The sequence below is a fragment of the Glaciimonas sp. GNP009 genome (assembly GCF_054343755.1).
Genome location: NZ_JBTGUV010000004.1, coordinates 1,673,396 through 1,689,203, shown reverse-complemented (window position 1 = coordinate 1,689,203; position 15,808 = coordinate 1,673,396). Strand labels below are relative to the sequence as shown.

The 15,808-nt window shown below is 49.9% G+C and carries 15 protein-coding genes; 3 read left to right on the top strand and 12 right to left on the bottom strand.

From position 1 onward, the window contains the following. Positions 1–119: 119 nt before the first annotated feature. The 10 genes from ACXX82_RS08400 to ACXX82_RS08355 all read right to left on the bottom strand — a co-directional run bounded on the left by ACXX82_RS08400 (position 120) and on the right by ACXX82_RS08355 (position 10,344). The gene (locus ACXX82_RS08400) at positions 120–728 is read right to left on the bottom strand and encodes a 2-hydroxychromene-2-carboxylate isomerase (RefSeq protein ID WP_322233600.1); all 609 of its coding nucleotides are present in this window, start codon (positions 726–728) and stop codon (positions 120–122) included. Between the two features lie 87 nt (positions 729–815). Next, positions 816–1,238, bottom strand: a complete 423-nt coding sequence (locus ACXX82_RS08395; protein ID WP_322233596.1) for a CopD family protein — start codon at positions 1,236–1,238, stop codon at positions 816–818. Between the two features lie 83 nt (positions 1,239–1,321). After that, a complete protein-coding gene (locus ACXX82_RS08390; RefSeq protein WP_458562748.1) occupies positions 1,322–2,593 on the bottom strand; it encodes a glutamate-5-semialdehyde dehydrogenase in 1,272 nt (423 codons plus the stop codon). Positions 2,594–2,711: 118 nt separating this feature from the next. Beyond that, on the bottom strand, positions 2,712–3,728 hold the full coding sequence (gene holA, locus ACXX82_RS08385; protein WP_323506523.1) for a DNA polymerase III subunit delta: 1,017 nt from the start codon (positions 3,726–3,728) through the stop codon (positions 2,712–2,714). 12 nt (positions 3,729–3,740) lie between these two features. Next, positions 3,741–4,349, bottom strand: coding sequence for an LPS-assembly lipoprotein LptE (locus ACXX82_RS08380; protein ID WP_322233591.1), 609 nt, complete (start codon positions 4,347–4,349; stop codon positions 3,741–3,743). A gap of 238 nt (positions 4,350–4,587) precedes the next feature. Continuing rightward, entirely contained in the window at positions 4,588–7,233 is a 2,646-nt protein-coding gene (gene leuS / locus ACXX82_RS08375; RefSeq protein WP_323506525.1) for a leucine--tRNA ligase, read from the bottom strand. Between the two features lie 192 nt (positions 7,234–7,425). Next, positions 7,426–7,857 (bottom strand): ExbD/TolR family protein, encoded by a 432-nt coding sequence (locus ACXX82_RS08370; RefSeq protein WP_322233587.1) that lies wholly within the window; start codon positions 7,855–7,857, stop codon positions 7,426–7,428. A 54-nt stretch (positions 7,858–7,911) separates the two neighbouring features. Beyond that, positions 7,912–8,604: a MotA/TolQ/ExbB proton channel family protein gene (locus tag ACXX82_RS08365; RefSeq protein WP_322233585.1), complete on the bottom strand. Its 693-nt coding sequence runs from the start codon at positions 8,602–8,604 to the stop codon at positions 7,912–7,914. A 323-nt stretch (positions 8,605–8,927) separates the two neighbouring features. Continuing rightward, positions 8,928–9,734, bottom strand: a complete 807-nt coding sequence (gene dapB, locus ACXX82_RS08360; RefSeq protein ID WP_458562747.1) for a 4-hydroxy-tetrahydrodipicolinate reductase — start codon at positions 9,732–9,734, stop codon at positions 8,928–8,930. Between the two features lie 22 nt (positions 9,735–9,756). Further along, positions 9,757–10,344, bottom strand: a complete 588-nt coding sequence (locus ACXX82_RS08355) for an outer membrane protein assembly factor BamE (RefSeq protein ID WP_458562746.1) — start codon at positions 10,342–10,344, stop codon at positions 9,757–9,759. Positions 10,345–10,424: 80 nt separating this feature from the next. On the opposite strand from ACXX82_RS08355, the gene fur reads away from it, so the two are divergent. Further along, a complete protein-coding gene (gene fur / locus ACXX82_RS08350) occupies positions 10,425–10,844 on the top strand; it encodes a ferric iron uptake transcriptional regulator (protein ID WP_322233579.1) in 420 nt (139 codons plus the stop codon). 127 nt (positions 10,845–10,971) lie between these two features. On the opposite strand, the gene hrcA is transcribed toward fur, so the two are convergent. Further along, positions 10,972–11,994, bottom strand: a complete 1,023-nt coding sequence (gene hrcA, locus ACXX82_RS08345) for a heat-inducible transcriptional repressor HrcA (RefSeq protein ID WP_322233576.1) — start codon at positions 11,992–11,994, stop codon at positions 10,972–10,974. 151 nt (positions 11,995–12,145) lie between these two features. Next, a complete protein-coding gene (locus tag ACXX82_RS08340; RefSeq protein WP_322233575.1) occupies positions 12,146–12,883 on the bottom strand; it encodes an HAD family hydrolase in 738 nt (245 codons plus the stop codon). A 64-nt stretch (positions 12,884–12,947) separates the two neighbouring features. Between ACXX82_RS08340 and ACXX82_RS08335 the strand changes: the two genes are divergently transcribed. Continuing rightward, positions 12,948–13,874, top strand: a complete 927-nt coding sequence (locus ACXX82_RS08335; protein WP_322233573.1) for an NAD kinase — start codon at positions 12,948–12,950, stop codon at positions 13,872–13,874. A gap of 137 nt (positions 13,875–14,011) precedes the next feature. Continuing rightward, the gene (recN, locus tag ACXX82_RS08330; protein ID WP_323506527.1) at positions 14,012–15,691 is read left to right on the top strand and encodes a DNA repair protein RecN; all 1,680 of its coding nucleotides are present in this window, start codon (positions 14,012–14,014) and stop codon (positions 15,689–15,691) included. Positions 15,692–15,808 lie beyond the last annotated feature (117 nt).

The window sequence follows — 15,808 nt, the reverse complement described above, 5'->3', positions numbered from 1 at the left end:
GGTGCAAATAGTTTGCAATTTTATTTATTGCTATCCATTGGTGCGATCTACTTAAAGTGCCAATAAAGCATTAGTAGCCGTGTATTAAAACGTAGTGTTAAAACCGCGTGCGGATCAGATCATGCTATTTTTGCAAAGGCGCGCTCGACGAAGTCTAATCGGTCCTGGCCCCAATGACCTTCTCCATCGACAACGTACCAAGGCGCACCAAAGACATTGGCGGCAATGGCTTCATCGGTAAAACGAACAAACTCGGCCTCTACGCTAGCAGTGTCGGCAGATTTTAACAAGGTTTTGCCATCATGCCCAAGTGCTGTGGCTATGCCGATTAAGGTGTCTGTATCTGCAATGTTTTTCTCATCTTCCCACACGGCACGCATAATGACGCCAGTCAAATCTAGTGCAGCCTGAGTTCCGTGTGCCAACTGGGTCGCGATGATCAGTTTGGCTGCCTCGTCGCTGTGCACCGGAAAGTAGGTCGGTTGCAAATTCATTGGCAATCCTAAATACTCTTTCCAGCGTCGGAGATCCTCAAGTCGATAAGCTTGGCGCTGTGGTGAGCGCTTGGCTAACGGTAATCCACCTGAAACACCAAATACTTTTGACAAGTCGATTGGCTTTAATACAATTTGTACACCATATTTCTGGGCTAACGCGACAAGTCGCGCATGTCCCAGATAAGTAAATGGCGACTGAGGCGCGAAATAATACTCACAGATTTTGCTCATGTCGATTCCTGTCTCTGTTGTTTATTTTATGGTTTTTTTTATGTTTTTTATGTTTGCTTCCATTCGCCAACTAATGATCAGCCCGATTTAGAACGGCTTGACGACCACCAGAATAACAATAGCTAGCAACAAAACCACCGGTACTTCATTGAAATAACGAAACCAGACGTGACTACGCTTATTGGTACCTAATTCGAATTTCTTCAACATGCTGCCGCTGGCGTGGTGATAACCGATTAAAAGAATGACTAATAGCAACTTTGCATGCAACCAGCCGTTTCCCGGGCCTTTTCCAATACCATAACCTAGCCACAACCACACGCCGAAAACAATAGTACCTATCGCAAGAGGCAGCATGAAACGGTATAACTTGCGTGCCATCAACAATAATCGTTGTGTCGCCACCGGTTCCGTCTCTTGCGCCAGATTAACAAGAATACGCGGCAAATAAAACAGGCCTGCAAACCATGAAACGATGAAGACGATGTGCAGCGCTTTGATCCAGAGCATGAAGTATCCTTAGAAAAGTTAATTCGAAAACAGAGGGAAAATCGATAGTCTTTGTTGATTTAACAGGTTGTTTTGACAATCCTCTAGGTGCGTACTTCGCCGTGACCAAACACCACATATTTCAAGGAGGTCAAGCCGTCCAGACCCACCGGACCGCGTGCGTGTAACTTGTCATTGGAGATGCCAATTTCAGCACCAAGCCCAAATTCGAAACCATCCGCAAACCGGGTTGAAGCATTCACGATTACAGAGGCCGAGTCGACCTCACGTAAAAATCGCATCGAGCGGGAATAATTTTCGGTCACAATGCTATCGGTATGATGGGAAGAGTAATGATTAATATGTGTAATCGCTTCGTCCATATCCTCAACCACCTTCACGGCCAGAATTGCCGCCAGATATTCAGTGCTCCAATCTTCCTCGGTCGCTGCGACCACGTGCAAATAGTCGCAAGAGCGTAATATCTTGCTAGCCTCGGCATCGGCGCGCAGTTCCACGTCTTTTGTCCGATATAAACGTGCCAGTTCCGGCAAGACCTGCGGCGCAATGGCACGTCCTATTAGCAGGGTTTCCATGGTGTTGCAGGTGCCGTAACGGTGACATTTTGCATTAAAAGCAATTTTTACCGCTTTTTCTGGATCAGCCTGATCGTCTATGTAGACGTGACAAATGCCATCCAGATGTTTAATCATCGGTACCTTGGACTCCTTCATCAAGCGCTCAATCAAGCCCTTGCCGCCGCGCGGGATGATGACGTCAATATATTCCGGCATGCAGATTAAAGCGCCGACTGCAGCGCGATCAGTGGTTTCGATAACTTGCACCGCATCGCTTGGCAGGCCTGCACCATCCAGTCCTTCTTTGACCAGTCTGGCTAGCACCTGATTGCAGTTAATCGCTTCCGAGCCGCCGCGCAAAATAGTCGCATTACCACTCTTGATACATAAACCAGCCGCATCAATGGTCACGTTGGGACGTGCTTCGTAAATAATACCAATGACGCCGAGAGGAACGCGCATCTGTCCAACCTGAATCCCGGTCGGACGATATTTCATGTTCGAAATTTCACCGATCGGATCGGGAAGGGCGACGATTTGCTGCAATCCTTCAATCATGGTGGTGATCGCTTTGTCGGATAGCGTCAGACGATCCAGCATTGCTTCTTCCAAACCATTGGCGCGTGCTGCATCCAAGTCTTTTTGATTGGCGATGCGCAAGGTGTCCGATTCGCGCCGGATCGCTTCAGCGATTAACGTTAGTGCACGGTTCTTGGTTGCCGTATCGGCGCGTGCCATCAGGCGAGATGCAGCCCGGGCACGTTGACCGACGTTAGTGATGTATTGTTGGATATCCATAATTGGTAGTATGTCTGATATGTTGAGTGTTGGTCTGGTTTCGTGAAATACAGAGCCAAAGCCATGCGTCAAAATGCCTTTCGGGATATGGATACAGTAGAAACTACATGGCAGTCACTTACGAACGTGCGACTTTTAGTCCCAATTGCAATAGTGCATCCCAAGCATCACCAGCGAACGTCTTGGCACGCAAACCTTTTACCATTTTGTCGATCTGCGCTGCCTGTTGTAATGCCGCTTCCAGAGTCGTCAATGATAAGCGACGCAGTGCCGGCTCCATTAAACGTTCACGTGGCCCCCAAATACGATATTCTTTCAGCAACGCGCTGAGTGGACGGCCTTGCGTCATACCGGATTTTAGCTTCAATAAGGTGCGGCACTCTTCTGATATCGCCCAAAGAACCAATGGCAATGCTTCGCCTTCACCTTTTAAACCATCAATCATCCTGACTAAACGGGCAACATCACCGCCTAACATTGCCTCATTTAATTTAAAAACGTCATACCTTGCGACATTGAGAACAGCATCGTGCACTTGTTCGAAACTGAGCTTGCCCGGTGGATGCAATAAAGCCAGTTTCTGAATTTCCTGATGAGCGGCCAGCAGGTTGCCCTCAACCCGATCAGCGATAAAGTCGAGTGATTGACGATCAGCGCTTAGTTGTTGTCCTGCCAACCGGACACCAATCCAGCTTGGCAATTGAGTCCGTTCAACCAGCGGAATATCAATATACACTCCCGTTTGCTGCAACGATCCGACCCATGCCGCTTTCTGAGTTGCCCAATCCAATTTCGGCAACGTGATAATAGTCACATTGTCGGGGTTAAGCGTCGTCGCATATTGCTGTAATGCCTGACCACCGTCCTTGCCCGGTTTGCCGGTTGGAATATGTAACTCAATCAATTTTTTGTCGCCAAACAACGATTGCGACTGGTTGGACGCCTGTAATTCGCCCCATTTAAAACTACGATCCACCGTTAAGACATCGCGCTCTGAGCAGCCATTGGCTCGGGCACTCTTGCGAATTTTATCCGCCGCTTCGAGCGCAAGCAGATGCTCGTCGCTGGTGATGACGTACAGCGGCGCGACTGTCTTGGCCAGATGAGTATCGAGAGCGTCAATCCGCAGTTGCATCGCCGGTCCTCGTTATGGCGCTGGTTTTGTCGATGGAACTGACGGGGCCGGCGATGTTGTTGGCGATGTCGCTGTCGATGGCTCTATCACAGTATTGTTAGCAGTGTTAGCGGGTTTGAGTGCGTTCATCCGGCGCAGAATTTGCTGTACCAGATCAGTTTGCATATCGCGATACAACAGCGCTTCTTCAGCCACTTTTGATAGTTCTTGCGATTCGTTGTAGCTGATGTCACGCTTCAGTGTGATCAGGGTTTGTGGCATTAACTCCTTCTGCTGCGCATCTTTTAGACGGAATGAAAATCTCGAGTACAGCATATATTCACGCGCACGGCCTTGACTGTTGAGGGTCAAAATGACTTTTTCCTGCGTCTGCGAGATCACTTCCATCACAGCCTCAGCCCCTTTTTCATTAGGAACTACTTCAGTGGTCCCGCTAGCCTGAATATTACGTTTGAGTTCGACTCCCAGTGGTGTGCCTGTAGCAGACCCCAAATAAATAGTCTTGAAAGGAAGGTTGGCAGTGCCGCGCAAGTGAAACCCGCACGCGGCAAGCATAGCGGTAAGGGCGATGATAATCGACCAGCGAACCAACGGTTGGCGACTCATGAAAACGCGCGTCATACAGATATTCCTTGTTTCAAGATTCGGGACGAAAATCGCTGTCCTGGCTGGCAATCGGACGGTCCACTTATGTGACTTAGTGGACCGCTTTAATAGATCAAGCAGCATGTTTTATGCGAGCTATCACTAAGCGTTTCACGGGTGATTTAATTCGCGCTTTAGCTGAGCCTTTCGTTAAGTGCTCGGTTTAAAGCGCAACTTACACTGTCCATCAAATACTCAGCGATTCATTTTTACATCAGGCAACGATATTAATCAATTTGCCCGGAACGACAATTACTTTCTTTGGTGCTCCTTCGAGATACTTTTGCACATTTTCATGCGCCAGCGCCAGCGCTTCGACGGTGGCTTTGTCAGCATCTTTGGCGATTATAATGCTGCCGCGTAATTTGCCGTTGACCTGAATCATCATCTCGATTTCGCTTTGCTCAAGCGCCTTAGCATCAACCTGCGGCCAACTTGCGTCCAGAATATCGCCATGCACTTTCGCGAAGCCGAGCTCTTGCCATAGCGTGTGCGTGATATGCGGCGCGATTGGGTTGAGAACGCGCAAGAAAATTGACAGACATTCAGTCAGTACGGCATTGCTGGCTCCCGATGCTTCGAGCTTGGTAGCTTCTAGCGTGTTGAGCATTTTCATGCAAGCCGATACGACGGTGTTGTACTGAATGCGCTTCAAGTCATGGTCGGCCTGTTGCAAAATTTTATGGACTTCGCGCCGCAAGGTTTTGAGCGGGACCGACAAATCGGCATATTGCTTATTTGATCCCGGAATAATATTCGCGGCCTGTGCGTGGCTGAAGCTCCAGACCCGACGTAAGAAACGATGGGCACCTTCGACACCCGCGTTCGACCATTCCAGCGTTTGTTCTGGTGGCGAGGCAAACATCGTGAATAAACGGGCAGTATCGGCGCCGTATTGGTCAATTTGTGCTTGTGGATCGATGCCGTTATTCTTTGATTTCGACATTTTTTCCGTGCCGCCGATAATGACTGGCTGTCCGTCGGCTTTTAGAAGCGCTGAAAGTGGACGTCCCTTGTCATCGAAAGTCAGAGTAACGTCTTCCGGGTTGTGCCAGATTTTCTTGCCGTTGGCTTCTTCGCGATAGTAGGTCTCATTGAGAACCATGCCTTGCGTCAGCAAATTGGTAAATGGCTCATCAAATTTCACCAGTCCAAAATCACGCATGACTTTGGTCCAGAAGCGCGCATACAACAAATGTAATACTGCATGCTCGATGCCGCCGATGTATTGATCCATCGGCATCCAATAGTCGTTACGCGCGTCCACCATCGCATCGGTAGAACCGGGCGAGGTGTACTTCATGTAATACCAGGACGAATCGACAAACGTATCCATGGTGTCAGTTTCGCGGCGTGCAGGTTTGCCGCAAGTCGGACAGTCGACATGTAAAAATTTTTCATGCTTGTTAAGTGGATTACCACTGCCGTCCGGGACGCAATCTTCGGGTAATAAGACTGGTAAATCTTTTTCTGGTACCGGTACGTCGCCGCAATCTTCGCAATGGATGATTGGGATCGGTGTACCCCAATAACGTTGACGCGAGATGCCCCAATCACGCAAGCGATAGGTGATTTTCTTTTCACCCAGACCATGCGCGGACAAATCGGCAGCGATGGCGTCAACAGCTTGCTGAAAGTGCATGCCATCGTATTTTCCGGAGTCGACGCAGCGACCATTTTGTTTGTCTGCATACCAGTCGTGCCAGGTTTCGGTGGAATACACTTTGCCTTCCACGGCGATCACCGGGCGAATCGGCAATACGTATTTTTGCGCGAACGCAAAGTCGCGCTCGTCATGTGCAGGAACACCCATCACGGCACCATCGCCGTAAGTAATCAGGACATAATTGCCGACCCAGACTTCGACCAGCTGGCCGGTCAGCGGATGCGTAACGTAAAGCCCGGTTGGCATCCCTTTCTTTTCCATTACCGCCATATCTGCTTCGGCAACCCCACCTTTTTTGCATTCGGCGATGAATTCAACCAGTTCGGGATTCGTTTTTGCGGCGAAGGTGGCCAATGCGTGTTCTGGCGCTACGACGCAAAAGGTCACGCCTTTGATGGTATCGACACGAGTGGTGAACACCCACAATTTGCCATCCTGAATGAGCTTGCCATCTTCTTCGATTTTATGTGGAAAAGCAAAGCGCACACCGGTTGATTTGCCTATCCAATTCGCTTGCATCAAGCGCACGCGCTCTGGCCAGCCTGTTAATTTGGTTTCGGTGTGGTCCAGCAATTCTTCGGCGTAATCGGTAATTTTGGCGTAATACATTGGAATTTCGCGCTTTTCAATCAGCGCACCTGAACGCCAGCCGCGACCATTGATAACTTGCTCGTTGGCTAACACGGTTTTGTCGATCGGGTCCCAGTTCACGGTACCGGTTTTTTTGTAGATGATGCCTTTTTCGAGCATCTTAAGGAACATCCATTGGTTCCATTTGTAATACTCTGGCTTGCACGCCGTCATTTCACGTGACCAATCAATGGCGAGTCCCATGGATTGCATCTGCGTTTTCATGTGGTCAATGTTGCTATAAGTCCACTGGGCCGGTGGTACGTTGTTTGCCATCGCCGCGTTTTCCGCAGGCATGCCAAACGCATCCCAACCCATTGGCATCAACACATTGTAGTTATTCATCCGCATGTAGCGATACATGACATCGTTGATGGTGTAATTGCGGACATGACCCATGTGCAATTTGCCGGATGGATACGGCAGCATCGAACAGGCGTAAAACTTTTGCTTATCTAGACCGTTCTTGTCTTTTGCGTGTTCGACGACTTTATAGGCATCAATAGCGCGCCAATGGTCTTGCGTCGATTTTTCGACGTCGGTCGGGCTGTATTTTTCTTGCATGGCGTGATGGACTAAAAAAGTGAATGTGAAAAAGCATAGGAGAATTATCCCTGAACCGGTGATTATACTGGTTCAGGTGCTCTCATACGATAGTGGGATTGTGGGAGTCGACGGAAGTTAACGATGAGACGATCTTTTTGCCAAAAGCGAGGCGGTTAGTATTTCACCAAGTGACCGTCTTTCAATAGGGAGTTATTTTGCTGCAGGGACGCTTTTTGGGTCGGTTACGAAGCCGATTTTTGTCAAACCGTTATTTTGTGCCAGTGACATAACCTGCGCCAACACCTGATATCGGGTGTCTTTGTCGGCCCGCAACTGCAATTCCGGCTGGGGTTGGCGTTGTGCGGCAGCGATTAATTGCGTTGTCAGTTCTGGTTCTGCGATGGGCTTGTCATTCCAGAACATTTTGCCCGCGCGGTCAATTGACAGCGATACCGTCTCTGGCTTTTCTGGAGCGGGAGCGGATTGGGCGGTCGGTAAGTTGACTTTGACCGCATGCGTGAATAGTGGTGCTGTGATGATAAAAATCACCAATAACACCAACATGACGTCGACCATGGGCGTGATATTGATATCGGCCATTGGCGCTGAGTGCTGATTGTCGTTAAATCCACCGAATGACATACTGGTTCCGGACTGAAGTTAGTGATGAGTGTATAAGGCTATTAGGAGGCTAAATTATTTTCCAACGCGACTGCCAGTCGTCAAATAAGCATGTAAATCATGCGCGAACGCATCCAACTCTGCCAGTGTAACGCGATTAACACGTGTGAACGCGTTGTAGGCCAGTACTGCGGGAATCGCAACTACCAAACCAAGTGCGGTCATGATGAGTGCTTCGCCAACTGGTCCTGCGACTTTGTCGATCTGCACAGTTCCCGATGCAGAGACTGCCATCAAAGCATGATAAATACCCCAGACCGTACCAAACAAACCGACGAAAGGGGCGGTTGAACCGACTGATGCCAGTAATGTTAATCCGCTTTCCAGCCGTGACGAAACGCGATTGATTTCTCGTCGCAATGTGCGTGTGACCAGTTCGCCAAGATCGGTGCCGGCGTTGAGCGAGGCGGCGGGTTTGCTGGTCATCGGTGACCGAATGCCTGCAGCGTCGGCCGCTTGTATGGCTAAAGGTGCGTAAACATTTTCGGTATCGACCGGTTTGATGACGGCAATCGCATCATTTAGTGTCGGTGCTTGCCAGAATCCTTCAAGCGATGAAGCGCTGCGCCGGATACGCCAGGAACTCAAGGCTTTGGACAAAATGTAGTACCAGCTAATCACGGACATCAGCAATAGCAAATAGGCTACGCCGTGAGAGACAGCATCGCCTTGCGACCAATAGTGGGCGAACCCGAGATTATCATTCATGTTGTTGATCCGGATGGTGGTGGGGCAGCATAACGATCTTTAGGTGAAGATCATTAGTTGGCAACAATTTATTACATTTTGAGCGCAACTCCAGGTCGGTTGAGTCATCAACATCAAACTCGCCATGAGAAGCTAGGAGGAGCGCTCAAAGTATGGGTAAAAATCGAGTACAAGCAGGCCGAACATGGTTAATGAACAAATTAGTGTTATCTGCTGCGCACTTCCCATGCCATAGGCGAGTCATTGTTTGTATTTTGACATCGCCCGGCCCTGAATTTGCGTAAAAATCATGGTAACAATCAGCTTATTACTCTGCTAATTACTCAGCGAAGCCCAAGAACGTCCTGCATATCATATAAACCCGTTGCTTTGTCGTTAAGAAAGCGCGCAGCGCGCAAACTGCCATGGGCATAAGTCACACGGCTGGACGATTTATGTGTGATTTCAACGCGCTCTCCATCGCTGGCAAACAGCACGGTATGATCGCCAACGATATCGCCGCCCCGTATGGAAGCGAAGCCGATGGTAGATGGATCGCGTGCACCGGTTACACCCTCGCGCGAATAGACGGCGACTTCGTCGAGTTTGCGACCAAGTGCATCAGCAATCACTTCGCCCATTTTCAGCGCTGTGCCAGACGGCGCATCGACTTTGTGGCGGTGATGGGCTTCAATGATTTCAATGTCATAGCCGTGCGAAAAACTCTTCGCTGCCATTTCAAGCAATTTCATGGTGACATTGACGCCGACACTCATGTTGGGAGCGAACAGGATGGCTGTCTTTTTTGCTGCTTCTGCGATCGCCGCCTTGCCAGCCTCATCAAAACCTGTCGTGCCGATGATCATTTTGATGCCATGCTCGGCGCAATAGGCGAGATGTGCAAGCGTGCCTTCTGGACGCGTAAAGTCAATTAAAAAGGTAGCGTTAGCCAAGCCCGTAGCAAGATCGAACTCGATATTCACGCCGGACGGCTTGCCCAGAAAAGCGGCGGCGTCGGATCCTAATCCGGGCGCAGTCGGCACATCCAGCGCGCCGGTTAATGTGGCATCTTCTGCATTCTGGATGGCTTCGATCAGCATATGTCCCATACGACCGGACGCACCAGCAACAGCAATTTTCATTTGATTCATCGTTATTTAAGGCTTTGACTGGTTATTTTGTGGGTGCTGTCGGAGGAGGCGTAGGCGCATCCTTTGCAATTCCACTATCTTTGGTGGCTTTTTTAGCTTCTTTATTACCACCCGAAATACGTGCAAGATAATCTGCTTCAGTCGGCAGATCACCACCCTCTACGCGGACCACAAGGTTATCCTTGAAGAAAACGCTGACGCGGCTGGAAGTGATTTCGCCATTGCCTTTTTGCAAACGGAAAACATAATCCCAACGATTCGCGTGAAACATGTCTGTCAGTAATGGCGTACCCAGCGCAAAAGATACTTGCTCTGTGGTCATGCCTTCCTTGACTTGCGAGATCATCTCTTTCGAAACAAAGTTACCCTGTTGGATATTGTAGCGATAAGGAGAAAGGATTCCGAAAAAACGGGGATTCTTTATGGTTTGGACGCCATCGCCCGCTCTATCGCCAGTCGGTATTCCCGAACTGGCGTTAGCTGCATTGGCGCCGGTGGCCGAAGTCGGTCCGTCAATGAGAGGATTTTTTGATGCGCAGCCAGCCAGCAAAGCCATGGAAACAGCAGCTATTGTAAAGGCGGAGGTGCGGGCAGTACGGGAGAGCAACATTCGCATAAGTATCTTAATTGATTGAGCAATTGTGCTAAAACGCTATATGATAAAGCAGATCATCCATTTGCGACGTAAACATGCCTAACAATCCATCCGAACTAAAAGCTAGTGGCCTTAAAGCTACTTTGCCCCGACTCAAAATTTTGGAAATATTTCAAAATAGTGAAGTCCGACATTTAAGCGCTGAAGACGTTTATAAAATTTTGCTTACCGAGAATCTTGATGTCGGTTTGGCAACTGTGTATCGTGTATTAACCCAATTTGAGCAAGCTGGCTTGTTGCAGCGTAATCATTTTGAAACCGGCAAGGCCGTTTTTGAGCTAAACGAAGGATCGCATCATGATCATCTGGTGTGTCTGACCTGCGGTCTGGTCGAAGAGTTTTACGACGAAGAAATTGAGGTTCGCCAGAAAGCCGTCGCCACAGAGCGTGGCTTTGAGATTGCGGATCACGCCTTGGCGCTGTACGGTCACTGCCGGAATTGCGTAAAAAAGTAATTGGGTCATGCGCCGAGTAGCATTAATGCTGTGCGTTCCAAAGCTTCGGATCGTAAGGCATTAAACGATGCTTGCTGTTTTTCTTACTGAGCGAGACTTAGTGATCCGAAATAGTTATTAAGCCAGACTAGTTCTGGCTTAATGCATTGGAAAGCAGCTTTGCTGTAATGTCGACAATCGGTATCACGCGTTGATATGCCATGCGCGTCGGACCGATCACACCCAGCGTGCCCACGATTTTTCCGTTCACCTCATAAGGTGCGGTGACGACGCTCATCTCTTCCATTGGAACCAGTTGTGATTCGCCGCCAATGAATATTTGAACGCCGGTGGCCTTGCCTGATATGTCCAGCAGTCGCATCAAATTGGTTTTTTGTTCAAACATATCAAACAGCTTACGTAAGGAACTCATGCTCGATGACAGGTCAGTCACGCTGAGTAGATTGCGCTCACCTGAAATGACAACTTCGTCAGCATCGTCGGTCATCGCCTCGCTACCGGCCTCAACTGCGGCCAACATGAGTCGATTCATATCATCCCGCAACTGGCGAACTTCGGTTTGCAGGCGTAAGCGAACGTCATCAATACTATGGCCTCCGTAGTTTTGATTGATAAAATTGGCCGCTTGTACGAGCTGTGAAGGGGTGTAGTCGACATCTGTTAACAAGAGTCGATTTTGCACATCGCCGCTAGGGCCGACGATGACGAGCAGAATACGTTTTTCAGAAAGTCGTAAAAATTCAATCTGCTGAAACACCGATTCACGCCTTGGGGTTAGTACCACGCCTGCAAATTGTGAGAGCGATGACAACACTTGCGCAGCGTTGGCGATGATCTTTTGCGGCGAGTTAGTTTGCAGTCTTGCCTGCATTCTCGATTCGAGCACGCCCTCGTCAATCGGCTGGACCGTCAATAGTGTGTCGACAAAGACACGATAGCCGCGGGGCGTTGGTACCCGTCCCGCTGAGGTATGCGGACTCGCAACAAAACCCATTTCTTCCAGATCGGCCATGATATTGCGTATGGTCGCGGGAGATAATTCCAGCCCGGAAATTTTTGAGAGTGCGCGCGAGCCTACCGGTTGCCCATCCGCGATGTAGCGTTCCACGAGGGCTTTGAGAAGAGTTTGAGCGCGAGTATCAAGATGCATGGCGATTATTGGTAAGTGCTGGCGTGATTTGCCATGAGCCAGGTCTGACAGGTGTCTGGCCCTTAATAATTGTATTTATACACTGTTAAGCCGAATCGCGCCTATTCGTCGGCGTGGATTTTCTCTATCAAAAGAGATTTTATGAGGGATTTTACGTGCTGGCGGATTGATCTTCCAGCCATGTTTCAAGCTCATGTAACGTGACGCATTGAGCATCTGCTACGATTCCAACGGGCAATACGCGGTCAAACCGATTAATCCAAACGCTTCGCAAGCCAGCTTCACGCGCGCCCACCACGTCTAAAAGCGGATCGTCACCCACATAGACCGCTTCTTCGGGTCTGACATTAAGGGCTTGGCACGCCGCATGGAAGATCGCGGGATCAGGTTTAGCGCAGCCGAAGCTATGCGCGGCGATGGATATAGCGAAATGCTGTGACAGGCCGATTTTCTCCAGATCCGCAAATCCGTTCGACACTGAACCCAGTAATACGTGTTGTCCTAAGCGAGATAGCACCGGTTGAACGTCGTCAAAGGGCGTCACCGCATGACGCGCCTCAGCAAACAGCGCCATGGCGGCATCAATCTTGCTAATATCTTCGCCAACAGTATTAAATGCTTCAGTCAGTCCAGCGTGTCGTAAAGCCGATAAATTAATTTTGAATAGGGCATTAGTGGCACTCAACGCTTGACGCCGTTGCCGCAGACTGGCGATCGTAAATGCCTCCGAGACGGCCGGTGCGTTGAGGCAAAGCCAGTCATACAATAATTGCTCTGCGCGGATCAATACCGGTACGATTGGCCAAAGTGTATCGTCCAGGTCGAACAAGACGGCTTTAATGGGTGCAGCGCTGGGCGAGTGTTGACGGTGACTAGCGATATTATTCATGGAATCGTGGAGTATCCTCTAGAGAAGCTTTAATGCAGACCCAAATTATGGTCTAATCGGCGGCATGTGGCCTATAAAATTATCTCATCAACAGAATTTACCTAGTTTGCCTAAAACTATTGCGATCGTTGGCAAGTATTTTGCCGCCGGTATTGACGACTCATTGACCGAGGTGGCCGACTTTCTTCAGGTGCGCGGACATAAAGTCGTGTTTGAGGCCGAGACCGCGCAAAATATTGCCTTAACCGGATTCGAGGCGATGACGCCCGAGCAAATCGGCCAGCAAGCCGATGCCGCGATCATTGTCGGCGGCGATGGCACGATGTTGGGTATTGCGCGTCAACTGGCACCTTACAATGTTCCGCTCATCGGTATTAATCAAGGGCGACTTGGTTTTATGACCGATATTTCTCTTGAACGCATGCTTCCGGTATTGGGGGAAATGCTGGATGGAAATGTCGAGTCGGAACGGCGGACCTTATTACAAGGCGTGGTCAAGCGTGACGATGTCGTTATTTTTAGTGCGCTAGCGTTTAATGACATTGTTGTCTCGCGCGGCGGTACTTCCGGCATGGCAGAGTTGCGGGTCGATGTGGATGGTCGTTTTATGTATAACCAACGTTCCGATGGCCTGATCGTTTCGACTCCCACCGGTTCTACGGCATATGCGCTTTCTGCTGGCGGGCCTTTGCTGCATCCATCGTTGAATGGCATTGTGTTGGTGCCGATTGCACCGCATGCGTTGTCCAATCGTCCGATTGTCGTGCCGGACAGTAGCGAAATCGTCATTGAAATTGTCAATGGTCGGGAGATCAATGTTAATTTTGATATGCAGTCGCTGACCAGTCTGCAACTTGGGGACCGCATCGTCATCCAGCGTTCTGAGCACGCGATCACTTTTTTACATCCTGCTGGCTGGAGTTACTATGAAACCCTGCGCCAGAAGTTACACTGGAATGAGTATCCTTCGGCAGACGGTCATTTGCGTTAATTGCGGAATGGGTGCGGTGTCCTGCGCGATCAATTGCAGTACACTGCTGCTTCGACGGTATTGTCACCAGCGCTGACCGCCGATACCTTAGTCCGCTTTCCTGAAACCGATTTTGTTCTACAACCTGATTCGATTCCATGCTGCGCACCCTTTCCATTCGCGATTTTGTTATCGTTGATGCCATTGAGCTTGACCTGGCCTCTGGCTTTACTGTCTTCACCGGTGAAACCGGTGCGGGGAAATCCATCCTGATCGACGCGCTTGCTTTGGCGTTAGGTGGGCGGGGTGACGCCAGCGTCGTACGCGAGGGTGCGGCCAAAGCAGACATCAGCGCCGAATTTTCGGTATCAAACCGCAGCGAAGGCAGCCCGATTGACACCAGTGAAGCAGTCAGAGCATGGTTGACCACGAACGAATTTGAGAGCGAAGAAGGTGGTGTACTGCTGCGCAGGGTGATAGATAACGCAGGACGTTCCAAGGCCTACATTAACGGCATTGCCGCGACCGCAGGGCAATTGCGCGAACTCGGCGAAATGCTGGTCGATATTCATGGGCAACACGCGCATCAGTCGCTCTTGAAAGCGGATTCACAACGTCTACTGTTAGATGGACAAGCAGGATTGCAGGACGATTTGCAAATCGTTGCGGCTGCGTATAAAAAATGGCGTGGATTGGCGCGTCAACGTCAGGAATTTGAGACAAACGCCAAGAACGTTTTGCTGGAGCGCGAGCGCCTCGAATGGCAAGTGAGTGAGTTGGAAAAACTAGCGGTCAAGCCGGGCGAGTGGGATGACATCACCAACGAGCATAGTCGCTTGTCGCATGCCGCCAGCTTGATCGAAGGCGCGCAAGAGGCGCTGAATATAATTTCAGAGTCTGATATTCCCATGCTGTCGCAGTTATCAGGACTCAACATCAAGATTGGAAAATTAGTCGATCTGGATGCGGATATGAAGCCGGTATTGGAAGCCCTGGAACCAGCGCGGATTCAGTTGCAAGAGGCGGTGTACGCCCTCAATGATTATCTGAGCCGGGTTGAGCTGGATCCTGCACGCCTGAACGAAGTGGATCGCAGGTTAGAGGCAATTCACTCCGCTTCACGTAAGTTCAGGCTCGAACCTGATGCTATACCGCAGGAGCTCGTCACGCTCTCCGTCCAATTGCAGCAATTAGCCGATGCCAGCGATCTTGATGCTTTGCGCGCGCAGGAAGAAAAGCTTAAGACGATCTATCTTGGATTGGCGCAAAAGTTATCAAAGGCCCGCGCCAAAGCGGCCAGAAATTTGACGAATACCGTGACGATAGCGATGCAAGAGTTGAGTATGAATGGTGGACGTTTTGTAGTCGCTTTAAACCCTTGTGAACCTGCTGCGTATGGCATTGAACAAATTGAGTTTTTGGTCGCTGGCCATGCCGGAGTTGCGCCTCGACCCTTGGCAAAAGTTGCTTCCGGAGGCGAACTGGCGCGGATTGCCTTGGCAATTTCGGTCATTACGTCAAGCGCCACGGCTACCCCAACGTTGATATTTGATGAGGTCGATAGTGGAATCGGTGGCGGCGTCGCCGAGGTAGTCGGCCGCTTGCTAAAACGCCTTGGTCAGGCGCGTCAGGTGTTATGCGTCACCCACTTGCCGCAGGTCGCGAGTCAAGCCAATCAGCATTTTCAGGTAAGTAAACAAAGTGCTGCCAACAAAACCGTATCGGCAATTGATGGCCTTGATACCAAGGGCAGAGTGGAAGAAATCGCGCGGATGTTGGGCGGTCTTGAAATTACCGCAACAACGCGTAAGCACGCACGCGAGTTACTGGCTTCATAGTGGAACGTCGAAGGCGGTGTTGCGCATTATCCAGATAATGCGGCGGCGCGGTCAATGACGCGCGCTAAGTAAGAAGTTTCAAGGAACTGGTTTTATTCAAGCTTTCAAGTGCGCTCA